Raw genomic sequence first — 20,979 nt, 5'->3', positions numbered from 1 at the left:
CGCACCGCGGTAACGATCTCCCGCAGTTCACCGAACCGATGGTCCGTATGCCACCTGGCGCGCCCCGCCACCCACACGGCCGGCAGGTCTAGCCGCCGAATCGCGACGGGCCGGGTCCGCCGGCCTCACCGCGAGCCAACCACTGCCGCCGGGTGATCTCATACTCGACCTCACCCAACTCACTCCCGGCGATCGGTTCCTCCCAGTCCAGATGGAACGTACGGACATACCGCATCCCCACCGCGGCCATCGTCGCGCGGGAAGCGGCGTTGACCGCCATCGTCTCGGCGAAGATCCGGGTCAACCCGAGATCGTCGAACCCGTGCCGGATCAACTCCCGGGCTCCCTCGCTGGCCAGACCCTGACGCCAGGACGCACGCAGCAGCCGGTACCCGAGCTCTGCCTGCCCCTCGACCGGCCCCTGGCCGGCGCGCTCCGGCGGCTCCAGAATCCACCATCCGACGAACTCCCCGCCGACGAAACCGACCCAGAAGCCCAGCCCCGCCACCCGGCCCGCGACCGCCAGGCGGCGACGATGCAGATCCTCCACCTCCTGCCGGGTACGCGCCCGACCGCCACCCAGAAAGCGCATGACCTCCGGGTCCGAGTCGAGCTGGACCTCGTACTCCAGATGCTCCTCGGCCAACGGCACCAGCCGGATCCGGTCCGTCCACAACATCACCTGCGACACAGGGAGCATTATCCGGCGACCGCCGCCGCCATGTTGACCTTCACCCAGGGGCAAGCCACACCCTCGTCCGCGCCGACCACGGCGACCCGGACGAGGAGGAACAGTGCGGATCCACCCGACGAGCACACGGACGGCCCGATCGCTGGGCGCCTACCCGGTCGACCGCCGCCCGCTGGCCATCGCGGCGTACCGGCGACTGTGGACCGCCTCGGTGGTCTGCGCGGTAGGCGGCTCGTTCAGCGCGGTCGCGGTACCGGCCCAGTTGTTCACCCTGACCGGATCGTCGGCGACCATCGGCGCCTCGGCCGCGGTGGCGTTCATCGCGCTCGTGCTGGCGGCCCTGTACAGCGGCGCCCTCGCCGACCTCATCGACCGGCGGGCGATCCTGCTGACCGCCCACTGCGGACTGGCGACGACCTACACGGCACTGTGGGCCCACGCAGCCCTCGGCGGCCACTCGGTCCCGGTCCTGCTGGCCCTGGTGGCCTGCCAGGCACTCACCCTCGGAACGATCATGACAACGATGGGCGCCGCCGTACCCCGCCTCGTCCCGACCGAGCTGCTACCAGCGGCGAACAGTCTCAACTCACTGGTCCGCTACGCAGGATCGATCCTCGGGCCGGTACTGGCCGGAATCCTGATCCCACTCGTCGGGCTCGGCACGCTGTACCTGCTCGACGCCGTCGCGCTACTCGCCGTCGTGCGGGCCGTCGTCACACTGCCGCCGCTGCCACCCCACGCCGGCCCGACCAGCCCGTCGGACGACCCGCAGCCGCACGCGCGTCGACGCCGCCCCACGATCCGCCAGGCACTGGCCGGGTTCCGGTACCTGGCGGCCAGCCGGCTGCTGGTCGCGGTGATCGCGGTGGACCTCGCGGCGATGGTCTTCGGCATGCCGGTGGCCCTGTTTCCGGAGCTGGCCCGACACACCTACGGCGGGCCCGCCGGAGGCGGCCCGCAACTGGGACTCCTCTACGCCGCCTACCCGGCCGGCGTCCTCGCAGCCGGCCTGATGTCGGGCACGTTCACCCGCACTCGACGCCACGGCGCCCTCATGGCCACAGCCGCAGCCACGTGGGGCGTCACCGTCGTGGTCCTCGGGCTGGCCGCGCACCTGTGGATCGCACTGGTGGCGCTCACCCTCGGCGGGGCGGCGAACTTCCTGCTGAGCACCTTCCGCAACGCCATCGCACAGGCACATACCGACGACGCCATGCGCGGCCGGATCCAGGGATCGCTCACCGTCGTGCTCATCGGCGGCCCGCAGATCGCGAACCTGCTGCACGGGGCCGCCGCAGCGACGCACGGCCCCCGAACGGTGATCTGCGTCGGTGGCCTGCTGACCACGGTGACCGTGGCAGCGATCGCATGGGCGACGCCCGAACTGCGGCACGACACGGCCGGCCGACGAAACCACTGACCCGCCGAGGCGCACGCACACCCACGCGACCAGCGGATCGCGTGCACGACCAACGGATTACGCGCGCGGATCCCGTCGGCTGCCGCGTGATGTCCGATGACGAGCGGCGCCGGGCGGCGCGCCATGTGCCACGACACACTCCCCCGGACCGGGACGAGGCGCCCCGCCGCGTAGCGGCGAATGGGCGCGTGGCGTGAGCCACGCCTCTTCAGGCTTCCTAGGATGCTAGGTGAGGGGATACGACCTGCGCGGGCACGGTGGAAGGCGTACTACCGCCCTCTCGGGGTGCCTGAGGACGATTTGGACGAGATGGCCGACGATGACGTGGACTCCATCGTCGACCCAGACGGTGTCGGACCACGGATCTGGTTCCAGCCGGTCCCCGAGACCAAGGCTGTCAAGAACCGGCTGCATCTGGACATCAAGATCGCTGATCGAACGGTAGCCCTAGAGACGCGTCGGGAGCAGGTCGACACCGAGGTGCAGCGGTTGACCGGGCTCGGCGCAACCGTGGTCCGCGTACTGGCACAGCCAGGCATGGATCATTACGGGGTAACCATGCGCGACCCCGAAGGCAACGAGTTCTGCGTGGCTTGATCTCCTAGCTTCAGAGAATCCGATTTATCTGAAGCAGAATCCCGGCGTGACGTCAGATAAAGCGTTCCAGGGCGGTCCGCTGACGCCGGACATCACTTCAGATAAATCGGAGCCACTCGCCACGCCCCGGCGCCAGGGACGCCAACCCGCGCCGCTGCCGCCGCGCTACGCCGACGTCCATGCCTCGTCGTGCGGCTGGGCAAGGCGGCGGCTACCGCGAGATCCCCGTCCACCCCACAGCTACGCCCCGACCTCGCCCTATGGATCAACCACGAACGCCCGTCCGGACAGGAGCCGACGGCAACCCGGCGCTGCTACTCAACCAGCGCGGTGGCCGGCTCGGCGCCCGCGGGTTTCTACCGTATTCCGGTCGCCCCCGTATATGGCGTGGCGGGAGCCACGTCGGCTAAAGCATCCTAGGATGCTTGGTATCGCCCGGCGCGCCCGCGTCGGCGCGATCGGCGCCCGTGACCATCAGCGCGACCAAGGCCCGCACCGCGCTGATGGTCGCGCTCGGTGCGGGTGACGCGGCAGCCGCACGCGACTGGTTCGACCGGCGGTAACACCGGCCGGTGACGACATCCGGGTAACGGTGCGGATTCCGCCCGGCGACCGCGGACGGAGACATTGGACAACCGCACCGGCCGGAGGCGCTGGACGGTCGTACCGGTCGATGACATCAGGCGCGGTACGGGCCACCGCGTCCCCTACCGGGTGGCGGTCTGCACCGCGCGTACGGCATCCTAGGAAGCTAGCTTCGTGGCGGGCGCGGGGCTGTCGGTTATGACCGACCTGCGCCGTTGGCGGGCGGTAGTCACCGGATAGCCTGAGAGACAGTCGCGGTCGACAGGGGGTATGGGTGACGCATCGAGGCAGCGCCGGCGCCACCCCGGCCGAGCGCACCACTCCGACCGCGCGCAGCACCCGGGCCGGGAACCGCACCCCCACCGGTCCCATCCCGGTCCCGCAACGCACGCCGACCGATCCCACCCCGGCGGAGGGCACCACCGCGGCGGCTCTCGGATCGGACCTACGCCGCGCGTACGCGGACGCACTCCCCGGCGCACGGGCGGCCATCCTGTCGCGGCTGTGGGGAGCACTCACCCGGGAGCCGATCGCCGGCGTCACCGGCGTGACCCGTGACGGTGGCGACCTCACCGTCACCCTCACGGGCGGCCGTCGCCTGCGCGGCGCGGGCGACGCCGCACGTCCGTTCGCCGTCGCGCCCGCTGGCCTGGCCCTGACCCTCGACGGCACACCGTACGACCACCCGACCCCGCTCCTCGCCGCGCTCGGCCTGCCCGGCCACGCCGACCGGTTGTGCGCCGAACTCGACGAGTCGGTCGCCAACCTGGCGCTCGCCCGCGCGGCGCAACCGGTACTCGATGGCGGTCCACCGATGCTCGAGCGGCTGGCCCGCATGACACCGCAGGCCGCGACCGCGCTGGCCGAACAGCTCGTCGTCGACGGGCATCCGTTGCACCCCTGCTGCCGCACCCGGCGCGGACTGTCCACCGCCGACGTCCTCGCCTACGCCCCGGAGCACCGGCCGGTGGTCGAGCTGGCCGTCGTCGAGGTGCCGGCCGACCGCTGGGTCAGCACCGGCACAGGGCTGCCGCCCCGGCTGCTGATGCACCCCTGGCAGCGCGACCACGTGCTGCCAGGCCATCCCGGCCTGGTCGTCTCGGCCGAGACCGTACCGGCGCGACCGCTCATGTCCCTGCGGACCCTCGCGCCCGTCGGCGACCCGGCCTGGCACGTCAAGACCGCCGTGGACGTGCAGATGACCAGTGCCGTACGGACCGTCTCCGACGCCGCCCTCCACAATGGACCGGTGCTGTCGGCGCTGCTGGGCCGGCTCGTCGCCGGTACCCGCGGGTTGGACCTGTTGACGGAGGTCGCCGCCGGCGCGGTCGTCGTCGACGGCGCGCCCAGCCGCAGCCTGGCCATGGTGCGGCGGCGGGCACCCCGCCCTACCGGCGGCGACGTGGTCGTCCCCCTGGCGGCGCTCACGGCCCGCTCCCCCGCCGACGGGCGGCCGCTGGTGTGCGAGGCCGTCACGCTGGGCTACCCCGACCGGCCGGTCGACCTGTTCGCCGACCTCGTCCACCTGCTGTTCCCGGCGACGACCACCCTGCTGCACCTGGGCGTCGCCCTCGAGGCGCACGGTCAGAACATGTGCGTGGTGCTGCGCCGGGGCCGGCCGGTCGGCCTGTTCTACCGCGACCTCGGCGGAGTGCGGGTCAGCCCGCGACGGCTGGCGGCGGCCGGCGTGGCGGCCCCGCCGCTGCGCGGCGACCTCGTCAGCGACGACCCGGACGTCCTGCGGACCAAGCTCGCCGCGGCGCTGCTGGGAGGGGTCGTCAGCGAACTGGTCGCGGTGCTGGCCCGCGAGTACGACCTGCCGCCCGCGCGGCTGTGGCGCGCCGCCGACACCGCCCTCGCCGGGGCCTACGCCGCGCTGCCCGACGCCGCCCGCGCCGACGGCCTGGCGCTGCGCACCGGACCCTGGCCGCTGAAGGCGACCACCGCGATGCGGCTGGCCGACGACCCGCTCACCGACCGCTGGACGCTCCACGACAATCCGCTCGAGGCCCGATGACCACGATCGCCGAGACCGCCCTGGAGGTCGCCGTCGCGTCGGCGCGCGACCAACTGGCCGTCGCCGCCCCCGACCTGTACGCCGGGTTCACCGACGCGCTCCCGCGCGCGGTGCACACCGTCGCGGCCCGGCTGGTCGGCGCCGCGTACCGGGAGGACCTCGCCGGGTTGCGCGATCCCGACCGGCTGGCCGGGCTCGCCGACGGAGTCACCCGGCACGCGTTCGACCGGATCGAGGCCCGACTGGTCCGCGACCCGGCCCGGGTACTGGCCGACCTGCCCGCACGCATGCGCGGACACCCGCGCGGCGGCGGCGACCTGGCCGTCGAACTGGCCGACGCCGCCGTACACCTCGCCCTCGCCTATGCGCGGCGCCCCTCGTTCGGCGCCGCGGGTGCGGGCAGTGCCGGGGGTGCCGAGATCGGGGTCGGCGGTGCCGCCGCGCGGGACAGCGTCGCGCTGGCCAGCCGGCTGGCCGGCGACGACCAGACCGTGTTCTTCGAGCGGCTCGCCACCGAGGGGCACAATCTGCACCCCTGCGGGCGTACCCGGCTGGGCTGGAGCGTCACCGACGCGCTCGCCCACGACCTGGAGGCGCCGTCGACCACCGTCGGGTTCGTCGCGGTCCGCCGCGACCTGCACACCGGCGACGACGTCGGTGAGCTGCTCGGCGTGCCGGCGTACCGGCCGGGGTTCGCCGTGCAGCCGGTACACGCCTGGCAGCTCGACCGGGTGGTCCGCGGCCGCTACGCCGACCTGGTCGCCGACGGCGCGCTGGTGCCGATGGACGGGCTGACCCTCACCGGCAGCCCGACGGCGGCGCTGCGCACGCTGCTGCTCGACGCGCGGCCCGGCCGGCCACGCCGGTACCTCAAACTGTCGCTGGACATCCAGGTCACCTCGACCCGGCGGACCATCTCGGTGGCCAGTACCCGTAACGGGCCGGCCCTGTCCGCGCTGCTGCACCGGCTGCTGACCGTCGAGCCGCAGATCCTGCTGCTCGACGAGGAGGCCGGCGCCGCCGGGCTGGTCGGCCGGCAGCAGCGCGACCTGGCAGCGATCGTGCGCCGGGGCCTGGACGGACGGCTCGAGGGCGGGCCCGCTGGCGGCGACGCGGGCGGCGGTATGGTCGCGGTCCCCGGCGGCGCCCTGTACGCCACGTCGCCGGTGACCGGGTCGACCGTGGTCGCCGAGCTGGTCGACCGGTACGCCGCCGGCCGGCGCATCGGGTCCCGGCCGGACGCCGCGGCGCGCTTCGTCGCCGCGTACGCCCGGCTGCTGCTGCCCCCGCTGCTGCGCCTGGCCACCCGGCACGGCATCGCGCTCGAGGCGCACCTGCAGAACTGTGTGCTGGTCTTCCAGGACGGCACTCCGCGCCGCCTCGTCCTGCGGGACTTCGCGGGCCTCCGGCTGCACCGTCCCCGGCTGGCCGCCAGCGGCCACCGGGTGGAGCTGTGGCCCGGCTCGGTCATCGGCACCGACGACGCCGACGTCATGCGCGCCAAGCTCGCCTACACCGCGCTGCAGGCGCACCTCGGCGAGCTGGTGGTCCAGCTGACCCGCTCGCACGGCCTGGATGAGAACGCGGCGTGGCGGTCGGTGCGCGAGACCGTCGACGAGGTGTACGACGAACTGCGCGGCGACCCGGTGGTCGGCGCCGCCGCCGCCGACGACCACCGGTTCCTCACCGCGCCGCTGGTGCCGCACAAGGCACTGGTACGGATGCGGCTACGCGGCGGCGGCGACGTGTACGTGCCGGTCCGGAACCCGCTGTGCTGATCCCGGCGACCGTCACCGGGGCACTGGCCGCACTGCCGCGCCCGGTCTGCGCCTACGTCTACGACACCGGCGTGCTGGCCCGTACCACCACCGCGGTCCGCGCCGCACTGCCGGCGGGCGCGCGGCTGCTGTACGCGGTCAAGGCCAACGGCCACCCCGACGTCGTGGCGGCCCTGCTGCCGGCCGTCGACGGCCTGGAGGTCGCCTCCGGCGGCGAACTGGACCTGGCGGTGACGGCCGGTGCGTCCACGATCGCTTTCGGCGGCCCGGCCAAGACCGACGCCGAACTGGCGGCGGCCGTCGCCAGCGGCACGCTCGTGCACGTCGAGAGCCTGCTGGAACTGAGCCGCCTGGCGGCGGTCGCCGGCGGTACGCCGGTGCGGATCGCGTTGCGGGTCAACCGGGCCGGTGCCGGGCCGGCCGGCAGCCACCGGATGACCGGCGTGCCGACCCCGTTCGGCATCGACGAGGCGGCACTGGGCGAGGCGGTCGCGCTCACGAAGGCCCTGCCGGCGCTGCGGCTGGTCGGGTTCCACCTGCACGCCGTGTCCAACAACCTCGACGCGGCCGCGCACGCGGCGTACGTCGCCGACGCGCTCGACTGGTCGACGCGCGCGGCCCGCCGGTTCGGCGTGGACCTGACGTACGTCAACGTCGGCGGCGGGTTCGGCGTCGACTACACCGGCGACCGGCGCTTCGACCTCGACGCGCTGCGCGCCGGCCTCGCGGCCGTGACCGTGCCCGCCGGGGTGACGCTCGTGTTCGAACCCGGCCGCTTCCTGGTCGCCGCCGCCGGCTGGTACGCCGCCGAGGTGATCGACCTCAAGCGCACCCACGGCCGCTGGTTCGCCGTGCTGCGCGGCGGCACCCACCACTTCCGGCTGCCCGCCGCCTGGGGCTACAGCCATCCCGCCGCGGTCGTCCCCGTCGAGGAGTGGCCGTACCCGTTCGACCGGCCCGAGGTGGCCGGCCGGGCCGTGGACGTGGTCGGCGAGCTGTGCACCCCCCGCGACGTGCTCGCCCGTGACCTGCCGGTGGACCGGTTGCGCGTCGGTGACCTGCTGGTGTTCGGCAACGCGGGCGGGTACGGCTGGGACATCTCGCACCACGACTTCCTGCGGCATCCGTACCCACACATGGTGGTCGTCGGCGGCTGAACGGCCGGCGGCCGGTTGACAGCGGTGTCCACAGTGGCGGTATGCGACGGGGACTGGTCGCGGCGGCGGCCGCGACGTTGATGGTGTTCGGTACCGCCGGACCCGCCGTGGCGGCACCGGCGTATCCGGCTCCCGATGGCCGGTGCGTCGACACCACCGGCGTCCTGGGCCGGCAACTGTGCGACCGGATCACCGAGGTGCTACGTGCCGACGAGAGCCGTGCCGGCGACCAGATCGCGGTTGCGGTGGTCCCCACGACCGGGGACGCCACCATCGAGACCTGGGCGACCGGCCTGTTCAACGCCTGGGGCGTCGGCCAGCGGGGCCGCGACGACGGCGTGCTGCTCGTCGTCGCGGTCGACGACCACCGGCTGCGGATCGCCACCGGCCGGGGCATGGCCGACCGGCTCAGCGACGGCCAGGCGAACGAGATCATCGCCGCGACGATCACGCCCGCGTTCGGCCGGGGCGCGTACGCCGCCGGCATCCTCGCCGGGCTGGACGAGATCCGCCGGCGGATCGGCCACCCGGTGCCACCCGGCACGGAGCTGGTCGGGCTGGCCGGCCTCGCCTCGGCGGCACCGCCCACCGACGCGACCGGCGTCGCTCCGGACGACGTCCCCGGTGCACCGTCGGCGGCCGTACCGGATTCCGGCGACGCCGACGGGTCACCGCCGGTCTGGGTGTTCCTGGCCGTGTCGGCCGCGGTGCTCGTCGTCTTCTTCGTCGCGGTAGCCCGCTGGGACCGTCGTCGCGGGCGGGGCGCGGGCACGGGTACGGCGTCGGCGTACGGGCCCGTCGCCGGATCGGACGGTGGTACCCCGACCTGGTTCGGCGGCGGGTCGGACGGCGGGTTCGGCGGGGGTGGCTCGGACGGCGGCGGGTCGTCGGGCAGTTGGTGAGCCGGACGGCGGCCGTCCGCGACGGCGCCCCGTCCACCGCCGGTGCGCACCGGGGGTGTACCCGAAGGCGCGGCGGAACACGCCGATGGACGCGCGCGCCGACGCTACCGGTGCAGCAGGCCGGGCAGTTCAACCGTGCTCTGCTGCAGCGGGCGCGGCCTCGGGAGGGTGTTCCAGCACCCTCCCGGGGGTCCGTCCGACTGGACGGCGCCTACTCGCAGAAGACACGCACTTTGGCATCGGGCTGGTCGACCTCCACGGTCATCTCGTCGAGGTGCTCCACGAGCGCCTCGAGCTGTTCGGGCTTGAGCTGCGTCAGGTCGAACGGCACACCCGACTTGTTCAGTTCGGCGTTGGCCTGCCCCAGTGCCTGCGGCGGGATCAGGGCCACCAGCCGCACGCCGGCCCGCAGCAGCTGCAGCGGCACCCGCACGTTGACCCGCCCCGGCTCTCCGTTCTCAACGGCGTCCACCACCACCCGCAGGTACTTCGCCTTGCCCTTCGGCCGGGCGTCGAGGCTCGACGCCGCCGGCGGCTGGTCCCGTTCGAGCGCGGCGATGAGCTGCTCCGCCTCCTCTGCGGTGATCTTGCCCTCGGCCAGCATGTCGAGGATGTCCCTGCGCTGTTCGCTCATCGGAACCTCTCCTATCGGATAGTTACGAGCACAGCCGTGCGGCCCTGCTCGATGTCGACCCGGGTGCCGGGCAACGCGGAGACGATGCGCCAACCGGTGCCGAGTGCCCGCACCACACCGACGCGGTACACGAGGCAGGCCACGGCCGCCACCAGTACGGCCAGGACCACGACCGGTGAGCACACGAGCACTACGGGGAGTACCGGGACCCAGATCCGGATGGGACGACCATCCGGGCGGTTGACCCGTACGGTCAACAACTGCGGCATCACGTGCGGCCCTCCAATTCGGACAGTGCCTGCCGTGCGGTGATCTCGCCGCGGCGCAACCGATCGATGATGTCGGCCCGCGACGGCGCCGGATCGGTCTCGACGAAGTCGAGCAGCTGCGTGATCCGGTTCAGTCGTGATTTGATCGTCGGGTAGCTCACCCCGAAGATCCGCTCCATCTCCTTGATGGAACCGTGACACCGCACGAACGCCGTGACGAAGACCTGATCCTCGACGGTGAGCTGAGCCAGTTGCGGTAGCTCGAACTCGCCCTCGATCGCGACGCCGCTGCCTGCCAGGCGCACCCGCTCGACGACGAACGGCTGGCCCCGGGTCAGGTTCGTGAGCTCCTGCCAGTCCATCGCCTGCTCTGTCATATCTAAAGTTGTACCCGGCGCTCCTTTAACTTTCAAGAAGTTGATCTTAATTTTCTTACACTCGCGCGTCCTCCGGGCTCCCTGCCGGTCCGCCACCCCGCCCTGCCGCCCGTCACGGCCCCGCCGCGTCACACAACCCACGCTCGTCCTGGACGGCGGGGCCCGGCCGGCACGACGCAGCGGGCGTCACTCGTTGCGCGCGGTCTCCGGTCCGGTGATCCGTTCCAGGAACGGGAGGGTGGAGGCGATGATGCCGAGCGACGCGGCGATCCCGGCGAGAACGATGAGGTGGTACCCGCTCCCCGGGAACCGCAGCGAGTAGTCCATCTGCGCCCGGAGGAACAGGTGGGCGGCGAGGAAGCCGGTTCCCACCGCGACCACGGCGGCGACGAGCAGCGGGACGGCGCTCTCCAGCGCGACGACGCGGCGCAGCAGGCGCACCGGCACACCGGTCAGCCGCAGCAGGCTGAACGGGCGCTTGCGCTCGGTGAGCCCACCGACGACGCTCACCGCCAGGCTGCAGCCGGCGATGGCCAGGCTGGCGAGGATGACCACGTCGGCCAACCGTTGCCATCCGGTGAGGGTGTTGGTGAAGTCCGACTCGAAATCGCCGTCGGCGAACGGCGGCTGCCGGAGGTCGGGGTAGGCGACCTCCAGAACGGTACGCGCCCGCTCGATCGCCGTCGTCGACCCGTCCGTACCGACGACGACCGACGCGACCGGCAGCCGCTGGAGGTCCTCGGCGGACATCGACGCGGTCGGCCAGACCGTCGACGGCCGGGGTGGTTCAACCCTCTCACTGAGGTCCGGCCACACCTGCGCGACGGCCGCGCCGTCGGCGCAGCGACCGAACGCCGGAGTCCGGGCCAGGTCGGCGCACGAGACCAGGCCCGGCAAGGTCCTCGAGCCGCGGTCGAGCGCGGCCGGGTTCCAACGGACCACCGTCGCGCTCCGCACCCCCGGAGTCGCACGCAGACCGGCCATGATGGCATCGGGTACCGACGTCGTCACGCCCGGGTCCGGAGCGCCGGGCCAGAGCCGGTACAGCGTGCCGCTGGCCTTGCCGTCCCGCGGGGCGCCGCGCTCGGCGACGATCGTCGTGATCACGCCGGCGGCGACGCTCGTGACGAAGAGTGCGAGCACCAGCCCGCTGATGGCCCGGAAACCGGCCTGCGGGTTGTCCGCGAGCCGCCGCGCGGCGATGAGAGCGGCGGGCCGGCTGGAGCGCCGCGCCATCGCCCGGGCCCCGACCATGGTCAGCCAGGGTCCGGCGATGACCAGCCCCGCCATGATCAGGAGAACGCCGGGAAGGAACGCCGCCACCTGACCGTCGCTGGTGCTGGGGCGCCGGCCGATGAAGAAGGCCAGTTCACCGATCCCCAGCAGGAGCGGGACCAGCCGGTACGCCCGCGGGGCGCGCGGCGTGACCCGCCGGGTGACGCCGAGCGGAGAGATCCGTACCCGCCGCAGTGCGATCCGGGCCGCCACCGCCGCGCCGACCGGGATGCCGAGCGCGACCAGCAGGACGTCGAGGACGTTGAGCGACAGGTCGGCGGGGAAGAACGGCTCGCCGGTGAAGGGAATCGCGGCCAGCCGGTGACGGAACAGGAAGAACAGGCCGAATCCGACGGCGGTGCCGGCGACGGCGGCGGCGGTCGACTCGACGGCGGAGATCACCGAGATCTGCCGGGGCGTCGCGCCGATCAACCGCATCGCGGCGAACCGCTGCTCCCGACGGGCCGCGGCGAGCCGGGTCGCGGTACCGATGAAGATGAGCACCGGGAACAGCAGTCCGCCCGCCACGACGGAGAGGACGAGGTCCAGAGCGGCGACGGCGCGACCGGCCGGAGTCGTCCGGATGCTGGTGGCCTGGACCGCTCCGTCCAGGTGCGACAGCTGGTCAGGGGTACGGCCGACGACGATGACGAGGGAGGTCGGGCTCGGCAGCGCCGCCGGGCCGACCGTGCCGATCCGCTGTCCGGGGAAGCGGTCGGCGAGCTGCCCAGCCGGGGTCGAACCGAGCAGCTCACTCAGCGCCGGCGAGGCGTAGAACTGGCCGGGTCCGGGCAGGTGCGGAATACCCGGCGGAACCGGCGAGTCCGGCCCGGTCGCGGCGACGTCGAGCCGGACGATCTTGTGACCGGCGAAGTAGTCCTCGCGCACCAGCCACCACACCGGATCCGTCGCCGGGGCACCGGCGGACTGCCCCGCCGTGGACCCGGCGCCGGTGGCCTGCCAGGCGAACCGGGCCGTTACCGCGTTGACCGCGTTCATCCCGGCCAGGGTGGCGAGCAGCAGGCCGACGCCGAGCGCCACGGCCGCGGCGATGACGACCAGGCGGGTGACCGCCTCCCTGCCACTGGCCACCGCGAGCCGGAGACCGAAGCGGATCATGAGGCGATCCGATCCGGCAGGGGCGCGCCGACCCGTCCGTCCCGGACGATGACCTCGCGGTCGGCGTACGCGGCCACCCGGGCCTCGTGGGTGACCAGCACGACGGTGGTGCCCTGCTCCCGCGCCGTGCCGACCAGCAGGTCCATGACCTGCTCGCCGGTGAGCGAGTCCAGCGAGCCGGTCGGCTCGTCGGCGAACAGGATCTCGGGGCCGGTGACCAGCGCACGGGCCAGCGCGACGCGCTGGGCCTGCCCACCGGACAGTTCACCGGACCGGCGCCGTTCCAGGCCGTTCAGGCCCAGCCGCGCGAACCAGTCCCGGGCCTGCCGCACCGCCGCCGACCGGCGGACCCCACCCAGCAGCAGCGGGAGGGCGACGTTCTCCTCGGCGGTCAGCTCGGGGACGAGCTGACCGAACTGGAAGACGAACCCGAAACGCTCCCGGCGCAGGATGCTGCGCCGGGTTTCGGCCATGGCGTCGACCCGCTGGCCGTCGAACCAGATCTCGCCCGACGCCGGAACCAGGATCCCGGCCAGGCAGTGCAGCAGGGTCGACTTCCCCGACCCGCTGGGACCCATGATGGCCAGGATCTCGCCGGGGGCCGCGGCCAGGCTGGCGCCCCGCAGCGCGGGGGTCTCGCCGAACGACAGGACGACGTCACGCGCCTCGATGGCGGGGCGCTCCGCGACGTGCGGGCGCTCCTGCGGGACAGGGCGCTGCGCGGAGATCTCCGCGTACCGGTCGGCGCCGCTCATGACCGTACCTCCCGAGCCAGCGCGTCCAGCCGGGCCGCGGTCCCGTCGATCCAGCGCAGGTCGGCTTCCAGGTGGTACAGGCCGTGGTCGGCCAGCATCGCGTCGACCAGGCCGCCGGTCCGTTTGAGCTCGGTCAGTTCCCGCATCCGCCGCAGGTGGGCGCGGCGCTGGGTGTCGAGGTACTCCTCGGCCGGGCGGTCCAGCATCAGCGCGAGCACGACCTTGGTGAACAGCACGGTCTGCAGATGCGGCTCCGGCTCGACCGGCTCGGTCAGCCAGGTGTCGACCTCGGTCGCCCCCGAGTCCGTGATGACGTAGCGCTTGCGGTCGGGGCCGTCACCCGGCCCGACCTCGCTGACCACCACCTTGCCGTCACGGGCCAGGCGGCCGAGGGTCGAGTAGACCTGGCCGAACGGCAGCGGCTTGCCGCGGCCGAAGTACGCGTCGTAGTCGCGCTTGAGGTCGTACCCGTGGCTGGGCTCCCGCTCGAGCAGGCCCAGGAGGGTGAGAGGAACGCTCATGCCGCGACCATACACTGAGGGTATACACCGCGTATATACCTGACCCGCGACGACCACACCGGACCGTCGAGTAGGGACCGGCCACCCGGCTGGCCCGCCGCTGCGGCCTCGAAAATGCGTTGAGCGGCCCCGACATTCCCACCAGGCTGGACTCCCGCCACCACAGCTGGGAGAACCGTCCGATGCGCCTGCTCCGGGACCTCTGGGCCACCTCACCGCGGCGCACCGCGGTCGTGGCCTGCCTGATCGTGCTCGGCGCCGGCGGGCAGGCCGCGGCGGCGGCGCTGGCCGGCGCCGTCCTGCTGCACCGCTCGGCCGGGCTGTTCGCGGTGCTGGCCGGGGCGCTGGTCGCGGCGGTCGGCAGCGACCTCGCGGTGGGTCTGATCACGGCCCGGCTGACCGCGGACTGGGCCGCCGACGTGCGCCGCCGGCTGTGCCGGGTGGCCCTCGGGCAGGACCTGCCGACCCTGGAGAACACCCCGGTCGGGGAACTGCTGGACCGCATCGACGGAGATGTCTACCAGGTCGCCTCCGAACTGCGCGGCAGGGGCGTCCGGGTCGCCCAGTTGATGGCGACCGGAGCGCTGTCGATCGTCGCCGCGCTCGTGGTCTGGTGGCCCGCCGGGCTGGGGATGCTGGTACTGGTCGTGCTGCTCACCGTCGGCCTGAGCGACGCGACCCGCCGGATCGGCCCGGCCCGGATGGACGAGGAGGAGGCCTGGTCGGACGTTGCCGCCGTGATGGAGGAGGCGATCCACGGCCAGGACGACGTCCGTACCAGCCTGGCCAGGCCGTACGTGCTGCGCCTGTACGCGCGGCAGGCCAGCCGGGTACTGGGCCGGGGGCGGCTGGTGTGGTCGATGTCGGCGCGGGTCGCCACGATCGCCTCCGGGGTGACCCGCGCCGGCATCGCGGCGGTCGTGGTCGGCGGGGTCTGGGCGCTGGCCACCGACCGGATCGACGGCGCCCGGCTCACCGCGGTGTGGCTGCTCGCCCTGGCCTTCGGCGCGACGGTCGAGCACGGCAGCCGGATGGTGCCGGAGGTGCAGTACGCCCTCGGCGCGTGGGGCCGGGTCCAGCTGCTGCGGGCGGCCCGGCAGGAGCCGACCGGCGGGGCGCCACCGGCCGACGGAGACCTCGCCATCCGCGGCCTGACCTTCCGGTACGGCACCGGTGCCGGCGCGGACACCGGCCGGCTGCCGGCGCTGCGCGACGTCCACCTGACGTTCGCCCGCGGCCGGTCCTATGCCCTGGTGGGGCGGACCGGCTCGGGCAAGTCCACCCTGGCCAAGGTGCTCACCCGGGCCGTCGACGTCCCGCGCGGCACGGTCTTCCTCGGCGGGGCCGACCTGCTCGACCTCGACATCGAGGCGCTGCGCCGGTGGATCGCGGTCGTCCCGCAGCGCACCGAGATCCTGGCCGGCACGCTTGCCGAGAACATCGCCCTGTTCGACCCGGACCTGCTGGAGGCGGCGGACCGGGCGGTACACGAACTGGGGCTGACGTCGTGGGTGGACACCCTGCCGGACGGGATGCGCACCAGGCTCGGCGACGGCGGGCACGTGCTGTCGGCCGGGCAGGAGCAGCTCGTCGCGTTCGCCCGGATCCTGGTGCGCGACCCGCACGTGGTCATCCTCGACGAGGCCACGGCGCGGCTGGACCCGGCCACCGAGGGCCGGGTGCAGCGCGCCACCGAACGACTGCTGCGGGGGCGGATCGGCATCGTCATCGCCCACCGGCTGTCGTCGGTACGCCAGTGCGACGAGGTCGTGGTGCTGGCCGACGGTGAGGTGGTCGAGGCCGAACCGCTGCGGGAGTCGACGCGGTTCGCCCAGCTGCTGGCCGCGAGTCACGCGCCGGTACCGGCGGTGGTGGGCGCGACGACGGGCATCCTGGCGGACCCGGTGGCGGGCACGGCGGCACGGCCGGACCGCGGGGCCGGCCCGGACCGGATCGGCCTGGCGGTCGCCGCCGACGACGAACCGGACGCGCTCGACGGCTCCGGCGAGGGCGGCCCGGCGCCCGACGGCGGGCGGACCCGGCCCACCGCGTGGGAGCAGGCGGACCCGATCCCGAAGGTCGACCCTCCGCCGCTGCCGGAGCCGGCACCGGCCCGGACGATGCGGGAGATCTTCCGGCTGGCCACCAACGACGCCCGGTACGGGCTCGGTGCGCTGGCGCTGTTCCTGCTCGTCGTCCTGCTCGGGCTGGACGGGTCGGTGCTGCCGTGGCTGTGGGCCGACCTGGTGGACGGCACCGGCGACCTGTTCTGGCCGGCCGCCGGGATCGTCGCCGGCCTGATGGTCACCCTGCCGGTGCCGTACTACACCGGCAAGTGGTTTCCGGAGTGGTGGGTCCGCCAGATGCTGCGGATCAGCCTGCGCCTGGTGCACGGGCAGACCGGGCCGCGCCGGGTCAGCGCGCACACCCCGGCCGAGGTGGTCGCCCAGGGCGGCGACACCGAACGGGTGGTCATCCTCGCCGACAACCTGATCGACCAGTTCGTGTGCGGCGTCATCGTGGTCTCGATGACCGTCGTGTCGGGGACGGTCGTGCCGGCGCTGTTCTTCGCCGGGACGATGCTGGTGTCGGGGCTGGCCGCGACGCTGTTCGGTCCGCTGCTGGAGCGCTCCGCGCGCCGTACCGTCGCCGCCCGGGCCGCGTTCGCCACGGCGCTGGTGTCGTCGCTGTCGGCGGCCCGCACGGTGAAGCTGGCCGGGGCCACCCGGCCGGTGCTGGCCCACCTGGCCCGGCTCGACGCCGTGCGCAGCGACCGGCAGTGGCGGGAGATCGCGGTACAGGTGTGGGCCCGGTCGACACCGTCCGTCGTCAGCGGACTGTTGCCGGTCGGCGCCTGGGCGCTGTACCTGTCCGGTGGGCTGTCGTCGGGCGCGACCCTGGTCGCGGTGTCCACTCTGGGCGCGGCCCGGTGGTTCGCCTGGACCACCGCGTCCCTGGTCTCGCAGCTACCGTCGGCGCGGGTCTGGACCCGCCGGACGGTCGCGATGTGCGGGGCCGGCGCGTACTCGGCGCCCGTACCGGGGGTGGACCTGTCGGCCGGGACGGCGCCGGCACCTCCCGCCGCACCGCGGCATCCGCTGCGGCGGCTGGAGCTGGCCGGGTTCACCGCCGTCCACGAGGACGGCACGGTCGGGGTCCACGACATCGACCTGACCGTCGCGTGCGGGGAGCTGGTACTGGTGGTCGGGCCGGTCGGTTCGGGCAAGTCGTCGCTGCTGCGCGCCCTGGCCGGGATCGTCCACCACACCGGGTCGCTGCGCTGGAACGGGCAACCGGTCACCGAGCCGGAGCTGTTCCTCCGACCGAACCAGGTCGGGTACGTGGCCCAGCTGCCGCGCGTGCTGTCCGGTACGGTCGCCGACAACATCGCGCTCGGCCACGACGTGGACCCCGCCGGCGCGGTGTCGACCGCCCAGCTCGAGCACGACCTCGCGGCCGCCGGGGGCGGGCTCGGCCTGCTGATCGGACACAAGGGCACCCGACTGTCCGGAGGTCAGCTGCAACGGCTCGCGCTGGCCCGGGCCCTGGCGCCGCGCACCGAGCTGCTGATCGCCGACGACGTGTCGTCCGCCCTCGACGTCACCACCGAGCTGGAGCTGTGGCGGGCGCTGCGCGACCACGGGGTGACCGTGATCGGGTCGACGTCGAAGCGGGCCGCGCTCGTCCGGGCCGACCGGGTCGTGGTGCTGTACGCGGGTACGGCCGTGGCGCAGGGTACGTGGCGGGAACTGGAGGACCGCTGGGGTCACTTCGCGGGGTGAGCGGTCATTGACCGGCCCCGTGGTGGCTCCTCCCAGGCGATCCGGTCTGCGCCGGTTCGCTGCTCGCGACAGATCTCCACCAGCTCGTCCCGCAGACAACGGTGGATACCGGCCGTCTGTTCCAGCCAGTAGGGCCGGCCGGCGTCCCTGGGTACTCACGGTGATCTCTGGACGTGCGCCCGCCGGGGTGGTGGGCCCCCCGTTGTGTCAGTCCACCACCCCGGCGCGCGCCATCCTGGGCGACGAGCGGTACCCGGTGACGGCCCCGCTCGTCGGACATCTCCCACGATCGCCGGACACTCTCGTGATTGCCAGGTCGGTGGCCGGCAGTTGACCGGCAACGTCCCCGGTAGAATCCCGTGCGCGGCATCAGTCAGAGTCGATGCCGATGCCGCCGCCCGTCGGGGTGTGGTTCCTGGGGAAGGATCGGATGTTCAGCGCGCAGGTGCGGGCCTACCGCCAGCGACAGGGCATGACACAGGAAGAACTGGCCGCCAGGACGGGCGTGAGCGTCCGCAGCATCCGCAACCTCGAGGCCGGCCGCGTCAGGCACCCCCGGCCCGGGACGGTACGACTGCTGGCCGACGCGTTCGCGCTGCACGGCGCCGACCGTGACCGCTTCTGCCGGTCCGCGCTGGACGACACCGGACAGGGTCACGCGGGCGGGTCCCCCGGCGGCGCCGTCGACACCGGCCCGGCGCGCGGACGGCCCGCTCCCGCGCAACTTCCCGCCGACGTGGCCGGGTTCGTCGGCCGTACCGATCACCTACGGCACCTCACCAAGCTGCGTGACGACGGGGACCGGCCGGCCGCCGTGGTGATCTCGGCCATCGCCGGCACCGCCGGCGTGGGCAAGACCGCGCTCGCGGTGCACTGGGCCCACCAGGCACTCGACCGGTTCCCGGACGGGCAGCTGTATGCGAACCTGCGCGGCTACGACCCCGAACAGCCGACGACCCCCGGGGAGGTGCTGGCCCGGTTCCTCACCGCGCTGGGGGTGCCCGGCCCCGAGGTTCCCGCGGACCCGGACGAGCGGGCCGCCCGCTACCGCACCGAGATCGCCGGCCGGCGCATGCTCATCGTGCTGGACAACGCCGCCACCGTCGAACAGGTCCGCCCGCTGCTGCCCGGAACGGGTTCCTGCATGGTGCTGGTGACCAGCCGCGACAGCCTGGCCGGGCTGGTCGCCGTGCACGGCGCCCACCGACTGGACCTCGACCTGCTACCGCCGGCCGACGCGGTCACCCTGCTGCGTCGGCTGATCGGCTACCGCGTCGACGCCGACCCCGACGCCGCGACCAGGCTGGCCACCCAGTGCGCCCATCTGCCGCTGGCGCTGCGCGTCGCCGCCGAACTGGCCGTCGCCCGCCCCACCACGCCCCTGGCGGAGTTGGTGACCGAACTGACCGACCAGCAGTCGCGGCTGGACCTGCTCGACGCCGACGGCGACCCCCGCGCCTCCGTCGCGGCGGTGTTCTCCTGGTCGATCCGCAACCTGCCGCCGGATGCCGCCCGCACGTTCCGGCTGCTGGGCCTGCACCCCGGCCCGGACCTCGACGCCCACGCCGCCGCCGCGCTCGCCGGCACCGGCCTTTCACCGGCGCGCCGCGCCCTGGACCGGCTCGCCCGCGCCCACCTCGTCCACCCCACCGGCCCCGGCCGGTACGGCCTGCACGACCTGCTGGGCGCCTACGCCACCAGCCTGACCACCGCACAGGACTCCGACACCGACCGCCGGGCGGCGTCGACCCGACTGTTCGACTACTACCTGACCACCGCCGCGGCCGCCGCGGAGCGCCTGCACATGGTGGGCGCCCACGACCGACCCGACCTCCCCGCGCCCACCACACCCACGCCGGACCTCGCCGACCCGGAAGCCGCCCGGCGGTGGCTGGACACCGAACGCCCATGCCTGGCGATGGCCGCCGCGCACACCGCCGCCCACGGCTGGCCCGGTCACACCGTACGGCTGTCGATGATCCTGTACCGCTACCTCGAGGGCAGCAGCTACACCGATGCGCTGACCATCCACGGGCATGCCCGCGACGCCGCCCGGCAGGCCGGTGACCTGGCCGGAGAGGGCCGCGCCCTGCTCGGCCTCGCCGCCACCAACTTCCGGCTCGGTCGGGTCGACCCGGCCGTGGACCAGTTCGACCGGGCCCTGGCGCTGTTCCGGCGGGCCGGCGACCGGGTCGGCGAAGCCCGCGTCCTGACCAACCTCGGCGTCATCGAGGAGAACCGGGGCCGCTACCAGGCGGCCGCCGACCGGTACGAGCAGGCCCTGGCCCTGTACCGGCAGAGCGGCTACCGAGACGGCGAAGCGCACGTGCTGGCCGGCCTCGCCATCGTCGAGGAGCGGCTGGGCCGTTACCAGACCGCCATCGCATACTACGAGCAGGCGATGCCGGTGTACCGCCAGGTCGGCAACCGGACCGGCGAGGGCCAGGTGTTGAACAACCTCGGCGTCGTCGAGGAGCGGCTGGGCCGCTACCGGTCGTCGCACGACCACCACGAGCAGGCGCTGGCCCTGTTCCGGCAGGCCGGCTACCCGGCAGGCGTTGCCAACGCGCTGGTCAACCTCGGCCTGGTCGAGGAGCGGTTGGGCCGCCACCGGACCGCAACCGACCATCACGAGCAGGCGCTCGCTCTGTTCCGGCAGCTCGGCCAGCCACGTGGTGAGGCCTGGGCGCTGTACGGCCTCGGCAGCGTCCACACCCGCCTCGGTCACCCCGATCAGGCCATCGCGCTCCATCAGCAGGCGCTCGCCCTGTTTCGGCAGTCCGGCGACCGCTACGGCGAAGCCCGGGCGCTCAACGGTCTGGGTGAAGCCGCCCTCGCCGCCGGCCACCCCGCCGACGCGGTGGCCCATCACTCCACCGCGCTGACCGATACCAGCCTCGATCAGCAGGCCCGCGCCCACGCCGGGCTCGGCCACGCCCACCGTGCTCTCGGCGACCTTGCCCGCGCCCGGCACCACTACGAACGGGCCCTGACCCTGCACACCGACCGGGGATTCCACGACGCCGACGACGTACGCACCCACCTCACCGCCCTCGACGGGACACCCGGCGCCGCCCACCACCCGCACGATCGATGAGCA

The 20,979-nt window shown here is 73.7% G+C and carries 15 protein-coding genes; 8 read left to right on the top strand and 7 right to left on the bottom strand.

Annotated features, from left to right (window positions below):
• Nucleotides 1-88: 88 nt before the first annotated feature.
• Nucleotides 89-679: a GNAT family N-acetyltransferase gene (locus ACNTMW_RS06480; protein ID WP_426632519.1), complete on the bottom strand. Its 591-nt coding sequence runs from the start codon at nt 677-679 to the stop codon at nt 89-91.
• Nucleotides 680-794: 115 nt separating this feature from the next.
• On the opposite strand from ACNTMW_RS06480, the gene ACNTMW_RS06475 reads away from it, so the two are divergent.
• The 6 genes from ACNTMW_RS06475 to ACNTMW_RS06450 all read left to right on the top strand — a co-directional run bounded on the left by ACNTMW_RS06475 (nt 795) and on the right by ACNTMW_RS06450 (nt 9,147).
• Nucleotides 795-2,111, top strand: coding sequence for an MFS transporter (locus ACNTMW_RS06475; RefSeq protein ID WP_426632462.1), 1,317 nt, complete (start codon nt 795-797; stop codon nt 2,109-2,111).
• Nucleotides 2,112-2,291: 180 nt separating this feature from the next.
• Nucleotides 2,292-2,708, top strand: coding sequence for a VOC family protein (locus ACNTMW_RS06470; protein WP_426632461.1), 417 nt, complete (start codon nt 2,292-2,294; stop codon nt 2,706-2,708).
• Nucleotides 2,709-3,567: 859 nt separating this feature from the next.
• Entirely contained in the window at nt 3,568-5,310 is a 1,743-nt protein-coding gene (locus ACNTMW_RS06465; protein ID WP_426632460.1) for an IucA/IucC family protein, read from the top strand.
• Nucleotides 5,307-7,088 carry an IucA/IucC family C-terminal-domain containing protein gene (locus ACNTMW_RS06460; protein ID WP_426632459.1) on the top strand — a complete coding sequence of 594 codons (1,782 nt, stop codon included), beginning with the start codon at nt 5,307-5,309 and terminating at the stop codon, nt 7,086-7,088. The genes ACNTMW_RS06465 and ACNTMW_RS06460 overlap by 4 nt, the downstream gene beginning before the upstream one ends.
• Nucleotides 7,082-8,245, top strand: a complete 1,164-nt coding sequence (locus ACNTMW_RS06455) for a type III PLP-dependent enzyme (protein ID WP_426632458.1) — start codon at nt 7,082-7,084, stop codon at nt 8,243-8,245. Before ACNTMW_RS06460 ends, ACNTMW_RS06455 begins: the two co-directional genes overlap by 7 nt.
• A gap of 41 nt (nt 8,246-8,286) precedes the next feature.
• A complete protein-coding gene (locus ACNTMW_RS06450; protein WP_426632457.1) occupies nt 8,287-9,147 on the top strand; it encodes a TPM domain-containing protein in 861 nt (286 codons plus the stop codon).
• Between the two features lie 211 nt (nt 9,148-9,358).
• Here the strand turns inward: ACNTMW_RS06450 and ACNTMW_RS06445 are convergent, their stop codons facing one another.
• The 6 genes from ACNTMW_RS06445 to ACNTMW_RS06420 form a co-directional block, all read right to left on the bottom strand.
• Nucleotides 9,359-9,781 (bottom strand): SHOCT-like domain-containing protein, encoded by a 423-nt coding sequence (locus ACNTMW_RS06445; RefSeq protein ID WP_426632456.1) that lies wholly within the window; start codon nt 9,779-9,781, stop codon nt 9,359-9,361.
• An 11-nt stretch (nt 9,782-9,792) separates the two neighbouring features.
• Complete coding sequence (locus ACNTMW_RS06440) at nt 9,793-10,050, bottom strand: hypothetical protein (protein ID WP_426632454.1); 258 nt, start codon at nt 10,048-10,050, stop codon at nt 9,793-9,795.
• A complete protein-coding gene (locus ACNTMW_RS06435; RefSeq protein WP_426632453.1) occupies nt 10,050-10,463 on the bottom strand; it encodes a DUF2089 domain-containing protein in 414 nt (137 codons plus the stop codon). The genes ACNTMW_RS06440 and ACNTMW_RS06435 overlap by 1 nt, the downstream gene beginning before the upstream one ends.
• A gap of 150 nt (nt 10,464-10,613) precedes the next feature.
• Entirely contained in the window at nt 10,614-12,821 is a 2,208-nt protein-coding gene (locus tag ACNTMW_RS06430) for an FtsX-like permease family protein (protein WP_426632452.1), read from the bottom strand.
• Nucleotides 12,818-13,576, bottom strand: a complete 759-nt coding sequence (locus ACNTMW_RS06425) for an ABC transporter ATP-binding protein (RefSeq protein WP_426632451.1) — start codon at nt 13,574-13,576, stop codon at nt 12,818-12,820. Before ACNTMW_RS06425 ends, ACNTMW_RS06430 begins: the two co-directional genes overlap by 4 nt.
• Nucleotides 13,573-14,097: a PadR family transcriptional regulator gene (locus ACNTMW_RS06420; protein ID WP_426632450.1), complete on the bottom strand. Its 525-nt coding sequence runs from the start codon at nt 14,095-14,097 to the stop codon at nt 13,573-13,575. Before ACNTMW_RS06420 ends, ACNTMW_RS06425 begins: the two co-directional genes overlap by 4 nt.
• A 182-nt stretch (nt 14,098-14,279) precedes the next feature.
• Between ACNTMW_RS06420 and ACNTMW_RS06415 the strand changes: the two genes are divergently transcribed.
• Together ACNTMW_RS06415 and ACNTMW_RS06410 are read left to right on the top strand one after the other, a co-directional pair.
• Nucleotides 14,280-17,879: an ATP-binding cassette domain-containing protein gene (locus ACNTMW_RS06415; RefSeq protein WP_426632449.1), complete on the top strand. Its 3,600-nt coding sequence runs from the start codon at nt 14,280-14,282 to the stop codon at nt 17,877-17,879.
• Nucleotides 17,880-18,267: 388 nt separating this feature from the next.
• Nucleotides 18,268-20,976 (top strand): ATP-binding protein, encoded by a 2,709-nt coding sequence (locus tag ACNTMW_RS06410; protein ID WP_426632448.1) that lies wholly within the window; start codon nt 18,268-18,270, stop codon nt 20,974-20,976.
• Nucleotides 20,977-20,979 lie beyond the last annotated feature (3 nt).

Source organism: Planosporangium spinosum, from assembly GCF_049999945.1.
Taxonomy (GTDB): domain Bacteria; phylum Actinomycetota; class Actinomycetes; order Mycobacteriales; family Micromonosporaceae; genus Planosporangium; species Planosporangium spinosum.
The sequence above is the reverse complement of the archived record's forward strand: the minus strand, read 5'-3'. Positions and strand labels throughout refer to the sequence as shown.

Excerpts from the sequence above, each read along its gene's own strand:
- ACNTMW_RS06480 (WP_426632519.1), bottom strand. The coding sequence starts at position 679 with ATGTTGTGGACGGACCGGATCCGGCTGGTGCCGTTGGCCGAGGAGCAT.
- ACNTMW_RS06470 (WP_426632461.1), top strand. The coding sequence starts at position 2,292 with ATGGGCGCGTGGCGTGAGCCACGCCTCTTCAGGCTTCCTAGGATGCTA.
- ACNTMW_RS06460 (WP_426632459.1), top strand. The coding sequence starts at position 5,307 with ATGACCACGATCGCCGAGACCGCCCTGGAGGTCGCCGTCGCGTCGGCG.
- ACNTMW_RS06450 (WP_426632457.1), top strand. The coding sequence starts at position 8,287 with ATGCGACGGGGACTGGTCGCGGCGGCGGCCGCGACGTTGATGGTGTTC.
- ACNTMW_RS06445 (WP_426632456.1), bottom strand. The coding sequence starts at position 9,781 with ATGAGCGAACAGCGCAGGGACATCCTCGACATGCTGGCCGAGGGCAAG.
- ACNTMW_RS06440 (WP_426632454.1), bottom strand. The coding sequence starts at position 10,050 with ATGCCGCAGTTGTTGACCGTACGGGTCAACCGCCCGGATGGTCGTCCC.
- ACNTMW_RS06430 (WP_426632452.1), bottom strand. The coding sequence starts at position 12,821 with ATGATCCGCTTCGGTCTCCGGCTCGCGGTGGCCAGTGGCAGGGAGGCG.
- ACNTMW_RS06425 (WP_426632451.1), bottom strand. The coding sequence starts at position 13,576 with ATGAGCGGCGCCGACCGGTACGCGGAGATCTCCGCGCAGCGCCCTGTC.
- ACNTMW_RS06420 (WP_426632450.1), bottom strand. The coding sequence starts at position 14,097 with ATGAGCGTTCCTCTCACCCTCCTGGGCCTGCTCGAGCGGGAGCCCAGC.
- ACNTMW_RS06415 (WP_426632449.1), top strand. The coding sequence starts at position 14,280 with ATGCGCCTGCTCCGGGACCTCTGGGCCACCTCACCGCGGCGCACCGCG.
- ACNTMW_RS06410 (WP_426632448.1), top strand. The coding sequence starts at position 18,268 with ATGCCGCCGCCCGTCGGGGTGTGGTTCCTGGGGAAGGATCGGATGTTC.